The organism is Actinoplanes italicus, assembly GCF_003001815.1.
Classification (GTDB): Bacteria; Actinomycetota; Actinomycetes; order Mycobacteriales; family Micromonosporaceae; genus Actinoplanes; species Actinoplanes italicus.
This window is the reverse complement of sequence record NZ_PVMZ01000043.1, coordinates 16,754-37,931: the sequence shown is the minus strand read 5'-3', so window position 1 is coordinate 37,931 and position 21,178 is coordinate 16,754. Positions and strand designations below refer to the sequence as shown.

Here is a 21,178-nt window from a genome sequence, read left to right as displayed (position 1 = left end):
TTTTTGAAGTGACCTTGGGGCGTCGTCGTGCCCGCTGCTGTCATGGGTTCGTTGCCAGGTTCCGGCCGCACCCAGATGCCGGCTGCACAGAGAGGAAAGCCCATGTCAGAGGGACAGATCGTCCTTTCTCGACTCACCAAGCACTATCGCGGCGTACGGGCGGTCGACGAGCTGTCGTTCCAGGTCGAGGCCGGCCGCGTGACCGGGTTCCTCGGGCCCAACGGCGCGGGCAAGACGACGACCCTGCGGATGCTGCTCGGACTGGTGCAGCCGACGTCGGGAGAGGCCGCCATCGGGGGTCGCCGCTACGTCGACCTTGCCCAGCCGATCCGCACGGTCGGCGCCGTGCTCGACGCCTCCGCCGCCCACCAGGGCCGCACCGGCCGCAACCACCTGCGGGTGTACTGCGCCGCGGCCGGACTGCCCTACAGCCGCGCCGACGAGGTGCTCGACCAGGTCGGGCTCACCGCCGCCGCGGACCGCAAGTTCAAGGGTTACTCGCTCGGCATGAAGCAGCGGCTCGGCATCGCCACCGCCATGCTCGGCGACCCGGGCGTGCTGATCCTCGACGAGCCGGCGAACGGTCTCGACCCGGAGGGCATCCACTGGCTGCGCGGCTTCCTTCGCAGGCTGGCCGCCGACGGGCGTACCGTCCTGGTCTCCAGCCACCTGCTCACCGAGATGCAGTCGCTGGCCGACGACGTCGTCATCGTGGCGGCCGGCAAGCTGATCCGCCAGGGCCGCATCAGTGAGCTGCTGCAGACGGTCTCCCGGTCCCGCATCCGGATCCGCACCCCGCGTCTCGCGGAACTGGCCGCGGCGCTGACCGCCGTCGGCGCGATCGTGGAGACGACCACAGCCGGCACGCTGCTGGTCGAGGGCATCGACCAGGCGACGGTCAGCCGCACGGCGCTCGGCGCCCAGCTGGAGATCCACGACCTCGGCACCGACACCCCCGACCTCGAGCAGGCGTTCCTCGAGCTCACGAGCGGAAAGGCGGCGATCCGATGAACCTCGTCCGCAGCGAACTGGTGAAGATCCGCACCACGAACGTCTGGTGGATCCTGGCCGTCGTCGCCGTGCCGCTCTGGGGGGCGGCCATCTGGTCCGCGTGGGCGCTCGACCCCGCGAACGCCGGCGAGACGACCGAACTGTTCGGCGAGACGATCGTCGCTCCGGACGTCGCCGAGATCGCGGCCACCTTCTACACGGCCGGGCAGTACATCGGGCTGTTCTTCGTCTTCCTGCTCGGCGTGCTGCTGATGACCAACGAGGTCCAGCACTCCACGGCCACCCCGACCTTCCTGGCCACACCCAAGCGCGGCTCGGTGGTCGCGGCCAAGCTCGCGGCGGCCGCGATCGTGGGCCTGATGTGGTGGGCTGTCGGCACGGTGCTCAACATCGTGGTCGGTGTGGCGTTCCTGTCCGAACGCTGGGGCGGCAGCCAGCTCGACGACGCCTCGGTGTGGGGCGGCATCGCCCTCAACGGTGTGGCGTTCGCGCTCTGGGCCGTGTTCGGTGTGGGCCTCGGCGTGCTCATCCGCAGTCAGATCGGCGCGAGTCTGGTGGCCGCGTCGCTCTACTTCCTCGGCCCACTGGCCGCCACGGCCGGTCTGATCATGCTCGTCCAGGTGGCGGGCGAGGGCGTCAAGGACGTCATGGACTACCTGCCGTACGGCGCGACCAACGCCGTCACCGGCGGTTCCGACAGCATGCCGTACTGGCTGGCGGCGCTCGTGCTGCTGGGCTACGGCGCCGTCACCGCTCTGGCGGGAACCGCGCTGGTACGTCGGCGCGACATCGCGTGATCGACTCTCGCTCGCTTCCGTAGGCCCTGCTGTCACAGGGCAGAAATAGAGCGTCAGGGGCGGCGCCCCGGGTTCGCATGAATCCGGGGCGCCGCCCCTTTTCATGCGTGCCGGAGAATTTCGTGTGTGCCGGAGAATTCTGTGTGTCCGGGGGAGAAAGGAAAACAATGGAACGCAAAAAGGCGGGTGCCCCGCAGTGGTGAGACCACTACGGGGGCAACCGCGCTTCGGTGTTACCTCAGTGCCGCCTGCTTGTCAGCAGACCTCCTTGATGGTCTTCGAGACGCCACCGGTGGCGCGAGCGATCGACTCGGCGCAACGGGTGGAGGAGCTGGCGGCGATGATGCTGGCACGGATCAGGATCGGCACCAGGGGGCTGACGGCCGGGCTGAAGGCCGGGGCGTTCGCGCCGGCGTCCATCAGCTCGAGCTCCTCGGCCGAGGTGTACTCGGTGTAGCCGTCGACCAGGTTCTCGGTGTTGAGCTTCTCCATTGTATTTCCCTTTCTCTTCCGGCTCGGCGTCTCCGTTCCGGTGACTAAACAATCGCATCCGCCGCCAAGCCCCCGCTACCCTTCTTCCGATTCTTCTATTTACGTTGGACAGTGCTCCATTAATGCGTGAGGGTCGTACGCAAGCGCACGTAAAGGAGGACTGTGATGGCACCGGAAAAGGGTGATCTGGCCGCGCTGCTGGCGCCCGGGGTCAGCTTCCGCCGGCTCCTGCTGGTGGGTACCGGCGCCCTAGCCGTGACCCACCTGCCGTTCTGGCTGAACTGGGCCGGCGAGTTCTACCCGGACCTCGAGCTCCGCATCGTGCTCACCCGCTCGGCCACCCGCTTCGTCGCGCCGGACGCCCTCGCCGCCCTCGCCGGCGGCCCGGTGCTCGTCGACGACTGGGCCGCCCTGCCGGTCCGGCCCGCCCCGCACGTCGACCTGGCCGGCTGGCCGGACGCGATCCTGGTGCACCCGGCCGGTCAGTCGTTCATCGCCCGGCTCGCCCTCGGCCTCGCCGACAGCCCGGTGCAGCTGGCCCTCCAGCTCACCACCGCGGTCATCGGCGTCGCGCCGGCACTGCCGCCGGGACACGGCAACGGACGGGCCGTCGGCGAGCACCTGGCCCGGCTCGCGGCCGACCCGCGCATCGTCGTCGGACCCACCGAGGAGGCCACCAGCGCCTCCACCCGGGAGGTCCACGACGGCGGCGTCACCCCGGTGTCCACGATGTTCCGTCTGATGCAGCAGCGGCTGGTCGAGCGTGAGACCCCGATCGGAGCCGGTCATGGCAACCGTTGACAGCCGCGGTCCGGTGGTCTCGCGAACCGAGACCCGCCTGCGTCGCACGATCGTCCACGAGGCCGCGCCCGGCAGCTACCTCTGGTGGCTGCGCCCCGGCGACGCCGACCCGGTGGCCCGGACGGCGATGCCGGAGAACATGCGTCCGGCGGTGAGCGAGGCCAGCAGCGTACGACTGCGTTTCGTCCTGCCCGATCCGGACCGGGACGGCCTGACCTACCGGGTCGGCTCGCCCCTGTCGGCGGCGTTCTGGCAGGGCGCCGGCCCGGTCGTCGAGGACCGCCTGTCCGAGGTGCTCGGCGACGTCGTGCGCGGTCTGGCACGCCTGCACCGGATCCGGGTCTGGACCACACCGGCCCAGCCGCCCGGGATCGCCCGGCTGCGGCACTGGCTCGACCACCCCGACCTGCGGGACGGCGGGGCCCGCCTTCATCGGCTGGCCCGTCGCGCCTGGGGGCCGGCCGGCCTGCGCCGGATCGCGGAGTGGGCGGCCGCCGCGGGCGGACGGACCGGGACGATGCTGCACGGCAACCTGTCGCTTTCGGCCGTCGTGCCCACTCTGGACGGCACCGGACCGGTGGAACTGCTCACCGGCGCCGAGCTCAGCGGTGGCGACCCGGCCTTCGACCTGGGCTGGCTGCTCGGCGAGTTGCGCGAGCTGGCATTCGTGGCCGGTACCGACACCGATCCGCTGACCGCGGCGGTGCTACGGGCCGCCGACCCCGCCCTGCTCGACCGCCCGGCCCGGCACCAGGCCACCGTCCTGCGGATCGTCACGCACATGCGCGACCACGCGTGCGCGATGCCGTGGACCGACGAGCTGGCCGACTACACCGACCTGATCAGCGCGCTGCTCGACGCGGCGCCCCGCTCCACACAGGAGACGCTGCGATGACCGACTCGACCAGCTCGATGGCGCTCGCCTTCACCCCGGAGAGCCTCGACGACCACCCCGAGGTGAACCGCTTCGTGGCCCGGCTCGGGTACGGCGAGTTCGACCCGGCCACTCTCGCCGCGCACGGCGGACGCAACCTCAACTGGTCCGGCACCACCACGACCGGCGACCGGCTGTTCGTGAAGGCGCTGCCGACGATCGCGGACATCGCGCAGACGGCGCTGCGGCGCACGCTGGCGTACGAGACCGTCGCGAAGACCCGTCCGCCCGGCTCGCCGTTGCGCTCGCCGGACCTGCTCGGCACCGACGAAGAGGCGGGTCTCGTGGCGTTCCGGCTGGTGCCCGGCGCCCGCGGGCTCAACGCCGTCGCGGTCGCGGGCGAACTGGAGCCGTCGGTCTGCCAGCAGGCGGGCGCGGCGGTCGGTGCCCTGCACGGGCTCGACCCGGGTGACCTCGCCGACGAGACGCCACTGGAGATGCCGCCGCTGGCCTGGCTGCGTGCCATGCCGGTGGTGCTGCTCGGCGGTTACACGATGGCGCAGCTGGCCGGCTGGCGGCTCGTGCAGAACGACCTGCCGCTGGTCGAGCGCCTCGTCGAGCTGCGCGAACAGGAGAGTCTCGCCCGCAAGGTGCCGGTGCACGGCGATCTGCGACTCGACCAGTTCCTGATCAGCGACGGCCGGGTGCAGCTGTGCGACTGGGAGTACTTCCGGCTCGGCGACCCGGCGCGGGACGTCGGCGCGCTCGTCGGCGAGCTGGTGTTCCAGGCGATCTACCTGGCGCTGACCGACCGCAAGGCGGCCGTCGCGTCCGGCGGGACCGCCGAGCTCGACCACGCCGAGGTACGCCGCCGGGCGGGACTGGGTGTCGACCGGGCAGGGGTGCTGGTCCGAGCGTTCTGGTCGGGTTACCGCTCTGCCGCGCCAACTGACGAAGGTCTTTCCGAGCGTGCCATCGGGTTCGCCGGGTGGCACATGTACGACCGGCTGATCACCTGGGCCGAGCAGAACTCGCAGCTCAACCCGGCCGCCAAGGCCATCGCCGGCATCGGACGCCGGCTGATCATCTCGCCCGCGGCCGCCGCCGAGCTGCTGGGCCTGAAGGACAGGGAGACCCAGCCGTGCTGATCGATCCGCGACTGACCGAGGCGCTGGCGACGGTGACCGTCGCGGCCGATGGCAGTGCCGCACAGGTCGGTGATCAGAAGATCACCGCCGAGGACCCGCGTGAGCTGCGCGGGTCCCTGGCCCTGCTGCTCTACCGGAAGCTGCACTCCGGGGCCGCGCCGCCACCGGCCGACGCCACGATGATGCCCCGCAAGCGACACGACGGGCAGTTCGAGGACGAGCTGCATGACGCCGTTCCGCACCGCTTCACCCCGTCCCGCGGGCTGCTGATCGGCCTGGACGGCGACGACATGATCGTGCGCCTGCCGGAGATCACGGCACGCGTCCCGCGCGAGCGGTACGCGGGGATCGGTGAACCGCGGCCCGGTGAGATCGCCGAGGTGCTGCTCGACTCGCGGCGCCCGAACGTGTCGCCCGGCTTCTACTACGTGATGGGCTCACGCCACCACTCCGACGCCCAGGCGCAGGTCCGGCGGCTGTTCGTGCACATCGAGGACTCCCGGTACGCGCCGGAGATCTGGCACCGGGCCCTCGACCACCTGGAACGCACCGAAGCCGGCTACCACGCCAAGGTGCTGTCAGACCGGTCCGCCTACCCCCGGCGCGACGCCCTCGTGGTGTACCTGACCGGGGCGCCGGCCGCGGCCGAGCAGGACCTGGCCGACGCACTCGACGGCCTGCCCGGCGTCGCCTCGGACGTCTCGGCCTACACCGAGCGTTACCGGCCCGGCATCAGCGGCGCCGACGACCCCGTCGACGACCGGCCCGGCCAGTCCGGTCTCAGCTTCGGCCAGCACCGCAGCACCGCCCTGGCCACCGCACTGATCGAGCACGCGACCACACCCGGCGCCCCGGCGCGCGACGACGTGATCGCCCGGCACTTCCGGGCCGCCCGGATCGACCCGCGGCGCCCCGCGCGCAATCTCCGAGCAGAGGACTTGACCCATGTATGAGCAAGCCGTTCCCTTCAGCGACGCCGTTGCCGGCTACTACGACGACATCTACCCCGACTTCGAGTCCAGCGGCGTGATCGAGTTCCTCGAGACGCTCGGGTACCCCAAGGGCGCCGTGCTGGAGTTCGGCATCGGCACCGGGCGTATCGGCCTCCCGCTGGCCCGGCACGGTTACGACGTGCACGGCCTGGAGGCCTCGGCCAACATGATCGAGATCCTGCGTGCCAAGCCGGACGCCGAGCGGCTCACCATCACCGAGGGTGACTTCACCACGCTCGAACTGGGTCCCGTGTTCGACGTCGTGCTGGCGCCGTTCAACGTGTTCTGCTGCGCTCTGACGCCGGAGGCCCAGCTGGCCACCATGCGGTCGATCGCCCGGCACATCGGCCCGGACGGGGTCGCCGTGCTGGAGACGTTCGACCCGACCTCGTACCACTCGCAGACCGCGGCCGTCACCAACGTCAACCCGGTCGGCGAGACCGGTGTGCTGATCGAGAACATCCGTACGCTCCCCGCCGACCAGCTGATGATCGTCGTGAACACGCTGCTGCGGGCCGGCCGTGACCCGGAGGTCAGCACGCTGGCCATGCGGTACGTCTGGCCCAGTGAACTGGACCTGCTGGCCGGCATGGCCGGGCTCGAACTCGCCGACCGCTTCGGTGGCTGGGACCGCCGCCCGTTCTCCGGCTCGGACAGCAGGCAGATGGCCGTCTCGGTGTACCGGCCCCGGCGATGACCAGCACGGCGATGACCAGCGACGGGCCTACCCGGACGAGTGGCATCCGCCCCCGGGTGCGGGCGGACCCGCGCTGGCGGATCGCCGCGGTCTCTGTCGCGGTCGGTACCGGACATCGGGCCGACCGTGACGGGACCCGGGGACTGGCCCACCTCTGCGAACACCTGGTGATGAGGCACCGGCCGGACCCGGCGGCACCGGAGCTGTTCGAATGGCTGGACCGGATCGGTGGGATCGCCGGTGCGCACACGTGGCCCGACCACACCGTGTTCACCGCCCTCGTGCCGCCGGCCGCCGCCGGCCCGGCCGTCCGGCGGTTCGCCGACGCGATCAGCGCCGACGCCGTTGCGGCCGAGGTGCTCGCCGAGGAGATCGACAAGGTCGTCGAGGAGATCCGGGCGCTCGGACCCGGCCGCGGTTTCCCGTGGGGGATCGCGGCGGCCGCGCTGGGTGGTGGCGATCCGGCGCTGGCCGACGGCTACGGCGATGTCGACCAGCTGCGGGCGCTGTCGCCGGAGCAGGTGGCGGCGTTCCGGCGTGCGCACTACCGGCCGGGCAACACCGCGGTCGCGGTCGTCGGTGACATCGACCCGGAGCGGATCGACCCGGTCATCGCCGAGGCGTTCGACGGGCGGCCGGACTCCTCCGACCGGCTCGGACGGCCCGGCCGTCGGCGGGCCCTGTCACCGGTGAACGGGCTCATCGCGTACCCCATGCCTGATCTGAACCGTGACCCGGTCGCCCATCTGACCCACCTCGTGCTGGCCCGGCTCGTCACCCGGCGGCTCGGCGCGGCCGGGCATCCCGGCTGGCTGCGAGCCGGTTGGTTCGGCCGGTCCTTGACCGTGCGCCGCGACGACATGACGGTGGCGCTGCTCCCGGCCGCGGGCGCGCGCCGGGCATTCCTCGACCATCTGCGCGAGCTTGCCGGCGGTCCGGTGCCGGGTGCGGAGCTGGATCAGGCCCGGGAGCAGGTACGCCTGGACCTGCGCCGCCGCCTGGACAGCCCCGAGGGCTACGCCGCCGAGGCGAGCCGCATCGCGTTGCTGCTGCCCGGAGCGGGACCGCCCGAGGACCTCGCCGACCGGGTGCGTGCCGTGACCGAGGCGGCGCTGTCGCGTACCGCCGAGGCTCTGACAGTCTTCGGGGGCCCGCCGTGAGCAGGCCAGCCGGGAGCTGGACCCCGGTCACCGACATCCGCCTGCCCGGTGGCCTGCGGCTGGTCGTGCTGCCGGCCCCGGCCAGCACGGTCGTCGAGGCCCGCCTGGTGCTGACCGGCCAGGTCGTGGAGGCCACCGCCTCACCCGACCGGCTCGACGCGTGCCTGAGTGATCTCGTCGTGCCGGCCTCACGTGACCCGCGGCCGGCACCCCGCGACCGGCTGCGCCGCGAGTTGCTCGGTGAGCGATTCGAGCTGCTGCCACGCGTCCCGGGCAGCAGTGACCTGCTGCTGCTCGCGGGCGCGGTCGAGTCGTCGGCCGCCGTCGCCGCGGCGGCCCGGCACCTCGGCGGGTTCGTCCCGGCCGGCCGCCGCCGGCCCCGGATGCGATCCCGGGACTCGTACACCGCCGTCCGCATCGTCGACGACCCGGAGGCCTCGTACGCCACCGTGCTCGCCGCGGCGCCCGCGCCGGAGCCCTCCGACGGCGCGTTCGCCGCGGTGCTGCTCGCCGCCGAACTGGCCGGAGCCGCTCTGCACCGCGGGCTGAGCAGCCGGTTCGCCGGTCTGCTCAGCGCGTCCTGCGTGGTCGAGCACTCCGGCGGCGCCTGGCTGTCGGTGGAGGCCGACGTGCTGGACGCGGGAGCGGCCGAGGTGGCGGCCGCCGTGCTCGACGAACTGGCCGCCACCGACTGGCACGTCCCGACCGCGGAGGCCTGGCAGGCGGCGCGGGCCGGCACGTTCCGTTCCACGGTCGTCGCCCTTGCCGGAACCGCGCAGACCGCCACGACGTGCGCCGAAGCCGTCGCGGACGGGCTGCCGCCCGCGTTCTGGCCGACCTTGCCCGAACTGCTGGACCGGGTCGATCCGGCCGACGTCACGGCCGCCGCCCAGCGATATCTCACCCGTCACTCGTTCGCTGTAGTCGCCTCCGGGCCCCCGCTCGACCAGGAAGGACAAGGACATGGCCGACCCCGATGAGGCTGTGGGCGGCCGATACCGCCCCAGCGCCCTGCGTGCTCTGCTGAAATACGCCCGGCCACACCTGGGCGTACTGCTGGGCGCGCTTGCGCTCACCCTGGCCAGCAGCGTGCTGGCCCTGACCCAGCCACTGCTCACCGAGCGGATCATCACCCGTCTCGGTGCGGGCGACAGCGTTCGCGGCCTGGCGATCGCCCTGTTCGCGTTCATCCTGTTCTCGCTACTGCTCACCGCGGTGGAGTCCTGGCTCACCGAACGCACCTCGGAACGCATCGTGCTGGACGTCCGCCGCGGCCTGATCCGCCGGCTCATCCGGCTGCGGATCAGTGAGGTCGACCGCTCGGAGCCGGCCGACCTCACGTCCCGGCTGACCGCGGACAGCACGATGGTGCAGTACGCGGCCACCAGCGGCGCGATCAAGCTGGTCGACGGGACACTGCACCTGATCGCCGCCGTCGTGATCATGGCGGTGCTCAGTCCGATGCTGCTCGGCGTCACCGCGGGTGTCCTGGTGGTCGCGCTGGTCGCGGTCGTGGTGGTGTTCCCCCGGGTGCGTGCCGCGGTGACCCGTGGCCAGGAGGCCGTCGGTGAACTGGGCGCCAGCATGGATCGCGCGCTCGGCGCCATCCGCACGGTCAAGGCCAGCGGCGCTGAGGAACGGGAAATCGAAAGAGCCGACAAGGCAGCCGTACGGTCATACGACGCGGCCCTGACCGGGGTGCGCTATCAGGTCTTCATCTCGGTGGTGACCGGTCTGGCCATGCAGGCGTCGTTCCTCGCCGTGATCGGCCTGGGCGGTGTGCTGGTGGCCCGGCAGGACATCACGGTCGCGGTGCTCATCGCGTTCCTGCTGTACCTGTTCAACCTGGGCACGCCGATCGTCGCCCTGCTCGACGGCGCGACCAGCCTGCACCAGGGTCTCGGCGCGATGGTCCGGATCCAGCAGGTCGAGGAGATGGACGTCGAGCCGGCCACCGCCACGGCACCGCCGCCACGCCGGATCCCGTCACTGGCCTTCGAGAACGTCAGCTTCGGGTACGGCGACCGCGGCGAGATCCTGGCCGGAGTCACCTTCACCGCACCGGCCGGTGGCATCACCGCGCTGGTCGGCCCGTCCGGCGCCGGCAAGACGACGCTGTTCTCGCTGGTGGAGCGCTTTTACGAGCCGACCGCCGGTCGCATCCTGCTCGGGGGCGACGACATCTCCGGTCAGCCGCGGGAGCTGGTGCGGCAGCAGATCGCCTATGTCGAGCAGGACACTCCGATGCTTGCCGGCACGCTGCGGGAGAACCTCACCTACGCGGCACCCGACGCGGACGACGCGGCGATCGTGGACGTGCTCGAACGTACCCAACTCGCGGGTCTGGTCTCCGGAATGCCGGACGGCATCGACACCGACATCGGCACCCGCGGCCTGGCCCTGTCCGGCGGCGAGCGGCAGCGGCTGGCGGTGGCCCGTGCACTGCTGCGCAGGCCCGGTGTGCTGCTGCTCGACGAGATGACCGCTCACCTGGACTCCCGGAGCGAGGCGGTGATGCGTGAGGTCATCGCGGAGGTTGCCCGGGATTGCACCGTATTGCTCATTGCACACCGTCTACACACCGTTACGATGTCCGACAATATCGTTGTCCTCGATGCCGGACTGGTCCGTGCCGCCGGTACGCACCGGGAACTGCTCCACAGTGATCACCTCTACCAGGAGCTGGTGCACAACCAGCTGCTGACCGCCGACGACGAACTGACGACAGGGAGCCTCGTATCGTGACCGAACTCCAGGACCTGCCGGTCGAACTCGAGGTCGACGAGGGCCGCGTGGCCGTCACCGCCACTCACGATGGCCACATCGGCACCGCCGTGATCGAGCGGCACGGCAGCGCGACGAAGGCCAAGCACGTCCCGATCGGCACCCGTGACGCCAAGTCGCTGACCATGACCGTGGACTCCGAACAGGTCACGCTGCGCCCCGGCCCGGGCCGGTACACGCGCGGGTCGTACAAGGTGCGCGTGCGGCACGGTGCGGCGAAGTACCTCTACCGCCCGAAGAGCCCGGACACCCACCGGCTGCTGCGCGACGGCGTACAACTCGGTGATTTCGAGATTCGCAAGGACGGCAGCATCGACGTCACCTGGCATGAGGGCGCAACGCCCACGGCGACCGACGCGGCGGTGGGATACGCACTGGCGGCGGCGTTCGGCACCGGCGCGCAGTTCTTCATCATGATGATGCTCGACCTGGTGGGTCAGGTCCCGGACTGATCGCACCGACGACAAAGCCCTCCGCACCGGAAACGGTGGGGAGGGCTTTTCGGTTCACGGATGCGATTCACCACGGCCAGTCGAGCCACGGCCAGTCGAGAACGACGCCCGGCTTGTGCGGCACCGGAATGTCGAGGTCGATGTCGATCGGGCCGGAGGCGTGCGCGGCCGGGGCCGCCGCGCCGACGGCGAAGACGAAGGCCAGCGCCGGCACCAGGATCCGGCGGGCGATGCGAGCGTTGCGGCGGCGAGGTGGGGTGTTGTTCGTCATGGGGGCATGTCTACGGGCCGCCGCCGCCCGGCAGGAGTCCGTTTCCAATTCTTTGTGATCAGCACCGGACGGGGCCTCCCGGAAAGCCGGATCCCCGTATCATCCCGCGCCTTTGAGCCCTCTCATCGAACTGTTCGATGTGGAGTGGAGTACGGCTCGACGCGTTGGTGGACTGCCTTCAGCGACAGCGCGGCAATGCGAATCGATCAGCCGTCGCATCATTCCCGCCGCGCCGCCCCACCAAACCGATGGAGGTAAGGCACATGCTCACCAACGACGACTTCGACGCCGCCGGCGACATCCTGGCGGAGCTGTCCGACTCCGAGATCGACCTGGACGCCGCGCAGGCCGCAGGCGGCCTGTTCACCGTCCCGGGCACCAGCACGATCGGCTACGTCTGCACCTACTCCTACGAATGCAGCTTCCCGAAGCGCCTCTGCGGCATCGGCGACTGAACACCCGCGCGCCGCGGGCAGGCCGCACAGCCCTGCCCGCGGCGGGTCATTCCAAGGAGGACGCCGGCATGCTGCTCAGCGACATCAAACCCCTGTTCCCCGAGTTCCCGACCGTCGACGCGCTCGGCGACTTCGTCACCCGGATCTCCGGGGGCCTGCTCGCCGGCGCCGGAGATCCGCCGGACCGCACCGGTGAACTGGCCGCCCTGGCCGGTATCGCGGCACCGGACGGCCCCGCCGACTTCGACTCGTTCGGCCGAGGCCTGTGCGCGTCGCACCGGGCCGGCCTGCTGACCGTATTCGGTGGCTCACCCCTCAGCACCGCAGCGGCGGACCGGCTCACCGACGAGGCACTGGCCTGGCTCGCCGGCCGCGTCACGGACACCGCCACCCGTACCCTCGTCGTGGTCCTCGACCGCTTGCGGAACGCCGAGGCGCTGGCCGGGGACACCTCCGAGGACCGCTTCCGGCACTTCTGCGCGATCTCGGCCACGCCCGAGTTCCGTGACGTCGTCCTCGGCGTCTTCCCGGAGCTGCGCCGTCAACTGGACACCCTGATCGACAACGGACTCCGGCACATCCGCACGATGCTCGAGGCAACCACCACGGCGGTACGCGACGGGGTGCTGCCCTCGTCGGCCGCCCGTCTCGCCTCGATCGGATACGGACTCGGCGACACCCACGCCGGTGGCCAGGCCGTGTGCCGGCTGACCTTCGACGGCGGGCTCCGGCTCGTCTACAAACCACGACCCATGGCGGTCGAGGAGGCGTACGGCCACTTCGTCACCCGGATCAACGAGGCCGCCGGGCTGCGCCTGCCGGTACTCGGCGTCTGGTGCGGCGACGGGCGCGGCTGGCAGGAACACGCCGACCAGGCCCCGCCCGACCCCGGCCCCGGCTACTTCCGGACCTGCGGTCACCTGCTCGCCGTGCTGCACCTGCTGCGCGCCTCGGACATGCACTACGAGAACGTGCTCAACCACGGCGGACAGCCCGTGGTCGTCGACGCCGAGTCGCTGTTCAGCGTCAACCGGCGATCCGGTGACGCGACCGGGCAGCCGGCCGAGACCGTGGCCCTGGCACACACCGTCTTCTCGATCGGCCTGCTGCCCACCCGGGTCGGCAACCCGGCCGCCCCGGAACGCTCGATGGACGCCGGCTTCCTCGGATACGTGCCGGACCAGCGTGGTGTCGCCGAACAGCCGGTGCTCGCCGGATTCGGCACCGACACCGCACGCATCGTCCGGGCCGTGTCGGCGGTCGACGCCCCCTCGCATCGGCCGGCCGGCCTGCCGCGCGGTGTCGAGCTGCAGCAGCTGTGCACCGGTTTCGCCGAGGTGTACGACTGGGCGCTGGAGCACCGGCGTGAGCTCGAGTCCTGGCTGCGGGAACTGTTCGGCGACGTGATGATCCGCTCGGTCCTGGCCGCCACCGACCGGTACGCCCGCCTGCTGCGGACCGGATCACACCCGGCGTTCCAGCGGTCGACCGCGCTGAAGGAGCTGCTCTTCCACCGCTGCGGGATGGGCCGCCTCGACCACGTCACCGTGCCGGTGGTGCGCGCCGAGATCGCCGACCTGCTGCAGGGCGACATCCCGTACTTCACGCTGCGGACCAACGCGACCGCCGTGCACCACCGGGGCGACCCGATCGCGGACGTGCTGGCCGAGCCGCCTCTGGCCGCGGCCGTCGCGGCGCTCGGCAGCCTGTCGGCCCACGACCGGGAACTCAACGTGCGGATCATCCGGGCCGCGTACACCGACCTGACCGGCCCGGAGTGCGACGCGCCGACCTACACCCGGCGACCGGGTCCGGCCCGCATCCACGGCCGCGATGTCGTGGCCGCCGGCCGGACGCTGATCGCCCGAATAGCCGAGGAGTTGTACGGCTTCGCTGCCGGAACCGACCGGCCGTTCTGGATCGGCGCGTCGATCCGGGACACCACTCAAGAGCATCCGTGGCGGGTCGACGGTCTGGCCGACGACCTGTACGCGGGGGTGGCCGGCGTGGCGATGTTCCTGGGCGCGGCCGGTGCGGCATTGGACGACGACCGGCACCGCCGTTTGGCCGCCCGCGCACTGCGATCACGGCTGGAACCGCTGCTGGACGACCCGGCCGCACGCCGCGGGCAGGCGGCCGGTGGCATGGCCGGCGGTTACCCCGGCCTGGCGTTCGCCGCCGTCGAGGTGGGCCGTCTGACCGGCGACGCCGACCTGTCCGCACTGGGCCGGCGGTTGTGGGAGCACCTGCCTGGCGACCTGGACGAGGCCACCGACTTCCTGATGGGCTCGGCCGGACTCCTGGCCGCCTCGCTCACCCTGGACGCGCCGGCAGCGGTGACCGACACCCTGGCCGCCCACATGCTGGCCGGGCCGGTGCCCGAGCGGATCTACAGCGGTTTCGCCCACGGCACCAGCGGACAGCTGGCCGCCCTGACGCGATACCACGGCGCCACCGGGCGGGCCGTCGCGGAACTGGCCGCGCTGACCCGTAGCCACGACGGCCTGTACGACGAAGCCGCCGGTCACTGGCCGGTCAGCAACACCGCCGACCGCAGCGCCCGCGGCTGGTGCCACGGCACACCGGGCGTCCTGCTCGGCCTCACCGAGCGGCTGGCCGCCGGCGCCCCGGTCGCTGATCAGGTCGGCCCGCTCGCCCGCGAGGTCGCCACCGGCTGCCTCGGCCTCAACCTGTCGCTCTGCCACGGTGATCTCGGCAACCTGATGATCCTGGCGGACGCGGCACCGGCCGAGCCGACCGGCCTGGTCGCCGAGCGGGTCGAGGCCCGGCACGCCGAGCTGGTGTTGCGGATCCTGCCGCGGGCACTCGCTTCCCGGGTCGGCAAGTCGGTCCTCAACGACGGCCTCTACCTGGGTCTGGCCGGCATCGGCACGGCCCTGCTGACACTCGGCGGCGAGATCACCGTGGCGAGCCCGCTGACTCTGCGCCGGCGGTCGTGATGCGGCGCCGGGTGCGGTGCGTCGAGCAGCTGGGCGCCACCGAATGCGGGCTGTGCTGCTGCGCGATGCTGCTGGAACTGACCGGAACCGGTGCTTCGATCGCCGACATGCGGCTGCGCTACCAGGTCGGACGCGACGGCCTCACGGTCGCCGACCTGGTGGCGGTGCTGCGTGCGGAGGGTGCCACGCCGCACGTCTACCGCACCACGGCCGCCGCGCTGGCTGCCCTCGACGTGCCGGCCATCTGCCACTGGCGGCGGTCGCACTTCGTGGTGCTGCTGGGTGTGGACGCGCGTGGCGTACTGCTGCTCGACCCCGGCGAGGGCCGTCGCCGGATCACCTTCGCCGAGTTCGAGGAGGGCTTCTCCGGTCTGGCCGTCACCGCCGATCCGGGCCGGCAGCGACCCCTGCCGCGGACACCGTCGGGAGGGCGGCTGCTTGCCCGGTTCGCCTGGCGGCGGCGTGGCCGGCTCGGCGTGGTGCTCGCGTTGTCGCTGGCCACGGCCCTGGTCCCGTTGGGGATCCCGCGACTGCTGGAACTGCTCTTCGACACGCAACCCGCGGCGATCAGTGCGGGACCGCTGCTTGCCGGGGTGGGCATAGCGTTCGCTCTGGTGATGTTCCTGCGGACCGCCGCGGGGGTGATGGCCGCGGTGGCGGTCGGCCGGTCGCTTTCCCGGGCGGTCTTCGACCGATTACTTCGGCTGCCGTACGGCTTCGTCGCGGGCCGTGGCCCCGGCGACCTGCTGTTCACGCTCGAATCGGTGCAGCAGTTGCGCGTGCTCATCTGCAACGACGTGATCCAGGTGCTGGTCGGCGCGGTCCTCACCGCGGTGCTGCTGGCCTGGCTCACGCTCGTTTCGGCGACGGCCGCGCTGCTCACCCTGGGTCTGATCGCCGGGCTCGTGGTCTGTGCGCTGCTGGCCGGTTCGGTGGTGCGGCGGTTCGCGTTGACCGAGACCAGGGCCAAGGTCGAACTGCAGACCACACAGATGTCAGCGATCACCGGCCTCGAGACGATCAAGACCAACGGCATGGAGCGGGCGTACGCCGACGCGTGGGAACGCCGCAGCGACGCCGTGCAACGGCAGTTCGCGTCGCTGCAGACCGTGCAGGGCGGATTCGACGCCCTGACCGCGGGGATCATGTTCGTCGGCCCGGTCGTCCTGCTCGCGCAGGTGGCCGGCACCGGTCCGGCGAGCCTGTCGGTGCTGGTCTCGGTGCAGGCGCTGACCGGGGTGCTGCTCGGTCAGGTGACCGTGATGGTCGGCTCGTTCACCCGGATGGCCCGGACCGGTGCGCTGCTCGCCCGGCTCGCCGACATCATGCTGCGCGAGCCGGACGACACCTTCCTCGACGAGACACCGGCCCGCCCGAGCGGCGCGGTCGAGTGTCACGGGGTGGGCTTCGGTTACGGGTCGTTCAACCGGCCGGTGCTCGACGACGTGTCGTTGCGGGTGCCGGCCGGTGCCAAGGCGGCGATCGTCGGGCCGTCGGGCTCCGGAAAGTCCACTCTGGCCCGTCTGCTGGTCGGCCTCCACCGGCCGGACACCGGGTCGATCACCATCGGAGGTGCCGATCTCCGGGCGTACGGCCGGGAAAGGTTCTATGAGGCTGTCGCGTATGTGCCGCAGAACATCGTCCTGGAACACGGATCGATCCGCGACAACATCGCGTGGGGTGCGGGCGAGCCGGAGGACACCGCGGTGCACGAGGCGGCCGAGCGGGTCGGGCTGCACGAGGAGATCATCCGGCTGCCGCTCGGGTACGACACCCCGGTGGCCGCGCTCGGTCAGAACTTCTCCGGCGGTCAGCGGCAGCGGATCGCACTGGCCCGGGCGGCCTTCAAAAAGGCGGCCATCGTGGTGCTCGACGAGGCGACCAGTTCGCTGGACAACCTGGCCGAGGCGCGGGTGACGGCGTACTTCGACAGTCTGCGCGCCACCCGGATCGTCGTCGCGCACCGGCTCACCTCGGTTCGCGATGCGGATCTGATCATCGTTCTGGACGGTGGCCGGGTGGTCCAGACCGGCACCCATGACGAGCTCTACGAGCGGGCAGGTCTCTATCGCGCGCTCTACACCAGGGACAACGGCCCCGTCGCGGTCGACGTTTGATGACTATAGTTTTGTTTGCTTCCTGACGAGCTAAAACGGTTAAGGGCAGGGCAGCGCGGCTGTCCTGCCCTTACATGTATTGACGACGTCGAATCATGTGTTTAGCCTGATGACAGCCTGGCGATGACAGTAGTCATAGCGCGCCAGTCGAACTCGGGGGAGTTTCTGTGAACGAGCGTGAGCTGCAGGCCTTCGTGGCCGTGGCCGGTCACGGCCGGATCGATCTGGCCGCCAAGGCACTGGGATACTCACAGCCTGCTGTGAGCTACCAGCTCAAATGTCTGGAAATGACACTCGGCACCAAACTGTTCGTGCGCACCTCGACCGGCACCACTCTGACGCACACCGGTGCGCTGATGCTGCCGTCGGCACAGGCGGTGCTGGCCCTCATGCGCGGCATCAAGGCGACCACCGGAGACCTGGTGCTCGCCGCCTGACATGAACCGCTGGGGCCCGGGCCGTGACGGTCCGGGCCCTTCGTCATGACCGGGTGGTGAACCGAGGGCACTGTGCGGCGATCAGTACTTGTAATATGCGCCGATGGTCCATGCTCTCGAGCCGGTTGATTCACGCCGTCCCGTCACGACGCCCCGGCCCGAACAGGACCCGGAGACACCCGCGCGGGCGCAGGCCCCGTCGGGCCCCGACATGCTGCTCTGGCTGCATCGAGGGCTGACACTCGCCGCGGTCATGGGCCTGATCGTGAACACGCGTGGTTTCTGGAACGCGCACGTGCTCAGCCGCCCGTGGCTCGCCCTGGTGATCACGGTGGCGTACCTGGTGATGCTGGTGGCGGCGGTCGCCGCCCTGAGCGCGCCGCGTCACCGGGAACTGGGCCGGGTGGACATCGGTGTGCTGATCACCGCGATCGTGATCAAGATCGTGGCGGCGTGGAACGGGATCGCCGGGCTCAAGAAGCTGACGGTCGACGAGGGCATGCTGATGGACGCGGCGGCCCGTGGACTGGCCAAGGGCCGTAACCCGTACACCTCGGAATGGCCCAAGATCGACCCGGGTCTGCCCACGCAGCTGATGGACGGCCGGACCGTCTTCGACTTCGGTTACCCGCCGCTCGGTGTGGAGATCGGTGCCGTGGTGCAGCGAATCTTCCCGTCGCTGGTGGGGATCGTGCTGGTGGCGTGGCTCGCGATGCTGGCGACCGTGCTGATCGTGTTCTTCGCGGCGCCGAAGCCGCTGCGGCCCATCGCCACGCTCGGTGTCCTGGGACTCGGCACTTTCACGGCGTACGCCGACAACGCGTACCCCTCGGTGATCGCCCTGCCGTTCCTCTGCCTCGCGCTGTGGGGCTGGTCGCGGATCGGCCGCGAAGGCAAGCTGGGCTGGTTCGGCCTGGTGCGCGCGGCGGCGCTCGGCGCGGCGTGCTCGATCCACCAGCTGGGCTGGTTCCTGGCACTGTTCCTCGTGGTCGGCCTCGTGGTGCTGCGGCTCCCCGAGCTGGGTCTCGGCCGGACCTTCAATCTGATGCTGCGGTACGGCGGAACGGCGCTGAGCGTGTTCTTCGTGTCCAGCCTGCCGTTCCTCATCAAGAGCCCGCACGCCTGGCTGACCGGTGTGTTCGAGCCGCTGCTGCAGCACGCGGTCCCGCACGGTCAGGGCCTGGTCGGCATCACCCACTACGTGATCGGCGGCAGCGGGGCGCTCGACCTCTACGGCTGGGCGACACAGCTCCTCCTGCTGGCGCTGCTCGTGGCGTTCGCGTTCCACCTGCGCACCATCGGCCCCGCCATCGCGGTCCTGCCGTGGATGATCTTCATGGTGTCGACGCGGTCCCAGGACGGGTACTGGCTGCTCACCATGCCGCTCTGGCTGGTCGCGCTTGTGACCACGACCCGGGCGGACTTCGCGGAGGCGTACCGGATCCCGCTGCCGAAGGCCGACAAGGCCCGCGCCGCGGTGACCGCCGCGCTGTTCCTGCCGGCCGCGGCCTGCTTCGTGATCGCCGCCGCGACCCCGCAGCCGCTCGACTTCAAGGTCGGCACCCCGATCGCCGCCGGCCAGAGCATCGAGTCGCTGACCGTCGAGGTGACCAACAGCTCCGGCGACCCGGTGACGCCGTTCTTCTCGGTGGCCACCGGCCCGACGATCTCCGAGTTCTGGAAGGTGTCGGCCGGCCCGAAGACGCTGGCCGCCGGCGAGACGGCGACCTACACCCTCCTGCCGGACGCCAAGACCTTCAAGATCCCGCCGGTCGAGCCGGCGATCCTGCGCGCGGTCTCCGACAGCCCGCAGACCCTCAGCAGCATCCGCCTCACCGACTGACCGATGAATTGGCGTGTGATAACCGCCGGCCTGACCGTGCCGGCGGTACTGTTTGCGGCCTTCCAACTGCTCAACCGGGAGGAACCGGCGGTGGCGGCGCAGTTCTGCGGCGCCGTTCCCGCACCGGTCGCGCATCGCGGCGGCACCGAGCGCGCGGCCGAGAACACCCTCGGCGCGTTCAAGGCGGCCGGTGATGCCGGAGTGACGTACTGGGAGCTGGACGTTCACTTCGACAAGAACGGCACGGCGGTCGTGCTGCACGATCCGAAGGTCGACCGGACGAGCCCGCTGCGCGGCAACGTCCGGCGACTGGACGCCACCGACGCCGGCATCCCCACCGACGACGGCCAGCACGTGCCGACGCTGCGTGAGGTCTACGAACTCGCCGGTGAATATCGCGCGCACGTGCTCACCGAGCTCAAGGTGACACCCACGGCCGCGCAGTGGCGCAAACTCGCGAAGGACATCGACGACACGATCGGCCGTTCGGCGGTCACGATCATGTCGTTCCAGGAGCGGCACGTCCTCGACGCCGCGAAGCTGATTCCCGGCACGGTGCGTGCGCTGGTCCACGAGACCGGAGCCCTCACCGTCGACGAGGTCAAGTCATACGGTCCGGTGCTCAACGTCCACCACGGTCCGCTGACCCTGGACCAGGTCCGGCGGTGGCACGAGGCGGACGTCGAGGTCCTGATCTGGACCGTGAACAACGAGACCCTGTGGGAGAAGTTCGTGACCTGGCCGATCGACGGCTTCGTCACTGACAAGCCGATCGAGTACCAGCGCTGGGCCTCCCAGCGATGCAACCCCTGGACCTGACGCCCTACGTTCAGATGGGTGGTACCCGCCGTGGCAGGTACCACCCTCCTTGTCCAGGATCCTGGCGTCCGTCCAGGCGCGGCCATCCCTTCGTCCGTTGCGGTGGCGGCGGGTCTGGCATTCCATGGTGGCGCTGAGTGATGCCGACTTATAGGATCTATTTCGCATTGGAGCACTGTGGACGGTCGTGGCGGGTGATATCGATGGGCGCAGGTGCTCCCGAAAGGGCTCCGGTGCGGCGGCGCGGGCGACGGACAGCGCGGCCGGACCCGGAGTCGGGACCGGTCGGTGGGTTCGCGGACCTGCTGTGGCGGTTGAAGAAGGAAGCGGGCGACCCCTCGTATGAGGAGATGGCCAAGCTCGGTGCCGCCGCCTCCAAGTCGTCGCTCGCGGCTGCGGCTCAGGGCCGGACACTGCCGAGCTGGGAGATCACCTGGGAGTTCGTGCGGGTTCTCGCCGTGGACCGGCTGGGACGCGACGCTTCGGCGACCGAGAAAGAGTGGCGCGAGCAATGGCAACGTGCCCAGTCCGGACGGGCGGCCGACGAGACTGAGGTCGAGCCGGCCCCGGATCCCGAGCCTGTGGTGCCGCCGCGTAGCCGAGTGGCGCTGATGGTGGCCGCGGTCGCGACGACGGTGATCGCTGCGGTCGTCGCGGTGGTGTTGATCGTTCTGAACGACGGCCAAGGCGTCGAACGGGCTGAGGCCGGGCCGGTGGCCGAGCATGACGACTCGGTGTTCGAGGGGGACATCACCTACCCGGACGGGACGGTCGTGCCGCCGAAGTCCTCGTTCACCAAGGTGTGGCGGCTCCGGAACACCGGGACGGTCGTGTGGGCCAACCGCTTCCTGGCCCGGGCCAACGAGCAGCCCTGCAAAGCGCCGGACCTGACGCCCATCCCGCAGACCAACCCCGGCGAGACCGTCGACATCGCCGTCCCGGTCGACACCCCGGCGGGGCCGGCCAGCTGCAAGATCTACTTCAAGATGGCTGACGAGCAAGGGCGTACGTTCTTCCCCGCGAAGCGACCGATCTTCCTCGATGTTCGCGTCAGCGAGCGGTGAGGCC

Annotated in this window: 20 protein-coding genes; 18 read left to right on the top strand and 2 right to left on the bottom strand. The window is 70.8% G+C overall.

The features are described from left to right. Positions 1 to 75: 75 nt before the first annotated feature. Both CLV67_RS49785 and CLV67_RS49780 read left to right on the top strand, forming a co-directional pair. Positions 76 to 1,011: an ABC transporter ATP-binding protein gene (locus CLV67_RS49785; RefSeq protein WP_106331023.1), complete on the top strand. Its 936-nt coding sequence runs from the start codon at positions 76 to 78 to the stop codon at positions 1,009 to 1,011. Continuing rightward, positions 1,008 to 1,808: an ABC transporter permease gene (locus CLV67_RS49780; protein ID WP_106331022.1), complete on the top strand. Its 801-nt coding sequence runs from the start codon at positions 1,008 to 1,010 to the stop codon at positions 1,806 to 1,808. Before CLV67_RS49785 ends, CLV67_RS49780 begins: the two co-directional genes overlap by 4 nt. A gap of 255 nt (positions 1,809 to 2,063) precedes the next feature. Here the strand turns inward: CLV67_RS49780 and CLV67_RS49775 are convergent, their stop codons facing one another. Further along, the gene (locus tag CLV67_RS49775) at positions 2,064 to 2,300 is read right to left on the bottom strand and encodes an LxmA leader domain family RiPP (RefSeq protein ID WP_106331021.1); all 237 of its coding nucleotides are present in this window, start codon (positions 2,298 to 2,300) and stop codon (positions 2,064 to 2,066) included. Positions 2,301 to 2,465: 165 nt separating this feature from the next. Here CLV67_RS49775 and CLV67_RS49770 point away from each other — a divergent pair, with 165 nt between their 5' ends. Genes CLV67_RS49770 through CLV67_RS49730 form a run of 9 tightly spaced genes read left to right on the top strand, consistent with a single transcriptional unit; the run spans position 2,466 to position 11,208 of the window. Next, the gene (locus CLV67_RS49770; protein WP_106331020.1) at positions 2,466 to 3,101 is read left to right on the top strand and encodes a flavoprotein; all 636 of its coding nucleotides are present in this window, start codon (positions 2,466 to 2,468) and stop codon (positions 3,099 to 3,101) included. Next, positions 3,088 to 3,996: a hypothetical protein gene (locus tag CLV67_RS49765; protein WP_146169644.1), complete on the top strand. Its 909-nt coding sequence runs from the start codon at positions 3,088 to 3,090 to the stop codon at positions 3,994 to 3,996. The genes CLV67_RS49770 and CLV67_RS49765 overlap by 14 nt, the downstream gene beginning before the upstream one ends. Continuing rightward, a complete protein-coding gene (gene lxmK / locus CLV67_RS49760) occupies positions 3,993 to 5,123 on the top strand; it encodes a class V lanthionine synthetase subunit LxmK (RefSeq protein ID WP_106331018.1) in 1,131 nt (376 codons plus the stop codon). Before CLV67_RS49765 ends, lxmK begins: the two co-directional genes overlap by 4 nt. Then, positions 5,117 to 6,076: a T3SS effector HopA1 family protein gene (locus tag CLV67_RS49755; RefSeq protein WP_106331017.1), complete on the top strand. Its 960-nt coding sequence runs from the start codon at positions 5,117 to 5,119 to the stop codon at positions 6,074 to 6,076. The genes lxmK and CLV67_RS49755 overlap by 7 nt, the downstream gene beginning before the upstream one ends. Further along, on the top strand, positions 6,069 to 6,812 hold the full coding sequence (locus CLV67_RS49750) for a class I SAM-dependent methyltransferase (protein WP_106331016.1): 744 nt from the start codon (positions 6,069 to 6,071) through the stop codon (positions 6,810 to 6,812). The genes CLV67_RS49755 and CLV67_RS49750 overlap by 8 nt, the downstream gene beginning before the upstream one ends. Further along, a complete protein-coding gene (locus CLV67_RS49745) occupies positions 6,809 to 7,972 on the top strand; it encodes a M16 family metallopeptidase (protein ID WP_106331015.1) in 1,164 nt (387 codons plus the stop codon). The genes CLV67_RS49750 and CLV67_RS49745 overlap by 4 nt, the downstream gene beginning before the upstream one ends. After that, the gene (locus CLV67_RS49740; RefSeq protein WP_170154316.1) at positions 7,969 to 8,952 is read left to right on the top strand and encodes a hypothetical protein; all 984 of its coding nucleotides are present in this window, start codon (positions 7,969 to 7,971) and stop codon (positions 8,950 to 8,952) included. The genes CLV67_RS49745 and CLV67_RS49740 overlap by 4 nt, the downstream gene beginning before the upstream one ends. Continuing rightward, positions 8,936 to 10,717 carry an ABC transporter ATP-binding protein gene (locus tag CLV67_RS49735; RefSeq protein WP_106331013.1) on the top strand — a complete coding sequence of 594 codons (1,782 nt, stop codon included), beginning with the start codon at positions 8,936 to 8,938 and terminating at the stop codon, positions 10,715 to 10,717. Before CLV67_RS49740 ends, CLV67_RS49735 begins: the two co-directional genes overlap by 17 nt. Next, positions 10,714 to 11,208, top strand: coding sequence for a hypothetical protein (locus tag CLV67_RS49730; RefSeq protein WP_106331012.1), 495 nt, complete (start codon positions 10,714 to 10,716; stop codon positions 11,206 to 11,208). The genes CLV67_RS49735 and CLV67_RS49730 overlap by 4 nt, the downstream gene beginning before the upstream one ends. A 67-nt stretch (positions 11,209 to 11,275) precedes the next feature. Here the strand turns inward: CLV67_RS49730 and CLV67_RS49725 are convergent, their stop codons facing one another. Further along, complete coding sequence (locus CLV67_RS49725) at positions 11,276 to 11,479, bottom strand: hypothetical protein (protein WP_106331011.1); 204 nt, start codon at positions 11,477 to 11,479, stop codon at positions 11,276 to 11,278. 263 nt (positions 11,480 to 11,742) lie between these two features. Here CLV67_RS49725 and CLV67_RS49720 point away from each other — a divergent pair, with 263 nt between their 5' ends. The 7 genes from CLV67_RS49720 (at position 11,743) to CLV67_RS49690 (ending at position 21,174) form a co-directional block, all read left to right on the top strand. Beyond that, a complete protein-coding gene (locus CLV67_RS49720) occupies positions 11,743 to 11,934 on the top strand; it encodes a hypothetical protein (protein ID WP_106331010.1) in 192 nt (63 codons plus the stop codon). 68 nt (positions 11,935 to 12,002) lie between these two features. Beyond that, positions 12,003 to 14,894, top strand: a complete 2,892-nt coding sequence (locus tag CLV67_RS49715; protein WP_106331009.1) for a type 2 lanthipeptide synthetase LanM family protein — start codon at positions 12,003 to 12,005, stop codon at positions 14,892 to 14,894. Further along, positions 14,894 to 17,011, top strand: a complete 2,118-nt coding sequence (locus tag CLV67_RS49710; protein WP_106331008.1) for a peptidase domain-containing ABC transporter — start codon at positions 14,894 to 14,896, stop codon at positions 17,009 to 17,011. The genes CLV67_RS49715 and CLV67_RS49710 overlap by 1 nt, the downstream gene beginning before the upstream one ends. A gap of 167 nt (positions 17,012 to 17,178) precedes the next feature. Then, entirely contained in the window at positions 17,179 to 17,448 is a 270-nt protein-coding gene (locus CLV67_RS49705) for a LysR family transcriptional regulator (protein WP_106331007.1), read from the top strand. A gap of 103 nt (positions 17,449 to 17,551) precedes the next feature. Beyond that, positions 17,552 to 19,291 carry a hypothetical protein gene (locus CLV67_RS49700; RefSeq protein WP_146169642.1) on the top strand — a complete coding sequence of 580 codons (1,740 nt, stop codon included), beginning with the start codon at positions 17,552 to 17,554 and terminating at the stop codon, positions 19,289 to 19,291. Positions 19,292 to 19,294: 3 nt separating this feature from the next. Continuing rightward, positions 19,295 to 20,110 carry a glycerophosphodiester phosphodiesterase gene (locus tag CLV67_RS49695; RefSeq protein ID WP_106331005.1) on the top strand — a complete coding sequence of 272 codons (816 nt, stop codon included), beginning with the start codon at positions 19,295 to 19,297 and terminating at the stop codon, positions 20,108 to 20,110. Positions 20,111 to 20,313: 203 nt separating this feature from the next. Further along, positions 20,314 to 21,174 (top strand): NBR1-Ig-like domain-containing protein, encoded by an 861-nt coding sequence (locus CLV67_RS49690; RefSeq protein ID WP_106331004.1) that lies wholly within the window; start codon positions 20,314 to 20,316, stop codon positions 21,172 to 21,174. Positions 21,175 to 21,178 lie beyond the last annotated feature (4 nt).

Coding starts and splice junctions, on each gene's coding strand:
- CLV67_RS49785 (WP_106331023.1), top strand. CDS start 76: ATGCCGGCTGCACAGAGAGGAAAGCCCATGTCAGAGGGACAGATCGTC.
- CLV67_RS49780 (WP_106331022.1), top strand. CDS start 1,008: ATGAACCTCGTCCGCAGCGAACTGGTGAAGATCCGCACCACGAACGTC.
- CLV67_RS49775 (WP_106331021.1), bottom strand. CDS start 2,300: ATGGAGAAGCTCAACACCGAGAACCTGGTCGACGGCTACACCGAGTAC.
- CLV67_RS49770 (WP_106331020.1), top strand. CDS start 2,466: ATGGCACCGGAAAAGGGTGATCTGGCCGCGCTGCTGGCGCCCGGGGTC.
- CLV67_RS49765 (WP_146169644.1), top strand. CDS start 3,088: ATGGCAACCGTTGACAGCCGCGGTCCGGTGGTCTCGCGAACCGAGACC.
- lxmK (WP_106331018.1), top strand. CDS start 3,993: ATGACCGACTCGACCAGCTCGATGGCGCTCGCCTTCACCCCGGAGAGC.
- CLV67_RS49750 (WP_106331016.1), top strand. CDS start 6,069: ATGTATGAGCAAGCCGTTCCCTTCAGCGACGCCGTTGCCGGCTACTAC.
- CLV67_RS49745 (WP_106331015.1), top strand. CDS start 6,809: ATGACCAGCACGGCGATGACCAGCGACGGGCCTACCCGGACGAGTGGC.
- CLV67_RS49735 (WP_106331013.1), top strand. CDS start 8,936: ATGGCCGACCCCGATGAGGCTGTGGGCGGCCGATACCGCCCCAGCGCC.
- CLV67_RS49725 (WP_106331011.1), bottom strand. CDS start 11,479: ATGACGAACAACACCCCACCTCGCCGCCGCAACGCTCGCATCGCCCGC.
- CLV67_RS49720 (WP_106331010.1), top strand. CDS start 11,743: ATGCTCACCAACGACGACTTCGACGCCGCCGGCGACATCCTGGCGGAG.
- CLV67_RS49715 (WP_106331009.1), top strand. CDS start 12,003: ATGCTGCTCAGCGACATCAAACCCCTGTTCCCCGAGTTCCCGACCGTC.
- CLV67_RS49710 (WP_106331008.1), top strand. CDS start 14,894: ATGCGGCGCCGGGTGCGGTGCGTCGAGCAGCTGGGCGCCACCGAATGC.
- CLV67_RS49700 (WP_146169642.1), top strand. CDS start 17,552: ATGGTCCATGCTCTCGAGCCGGTTGATTCACGCCGTCCCGTCACGACG.
- CLV67_RS49695 (WP_106331005.1), top strand. CDS start 19,295: ATGAATTGGCGTGTGATAACCGCCGGCCTGACCGTGCCGGCGGTACTG.
- CLV67_RS49690 (WP_106331004.1), top strand. CDS start 20,314: ATGGGCGCAGGTGCTCCCGAAAGGGCTCCGGTGCGGCGGCGCGGGCGA.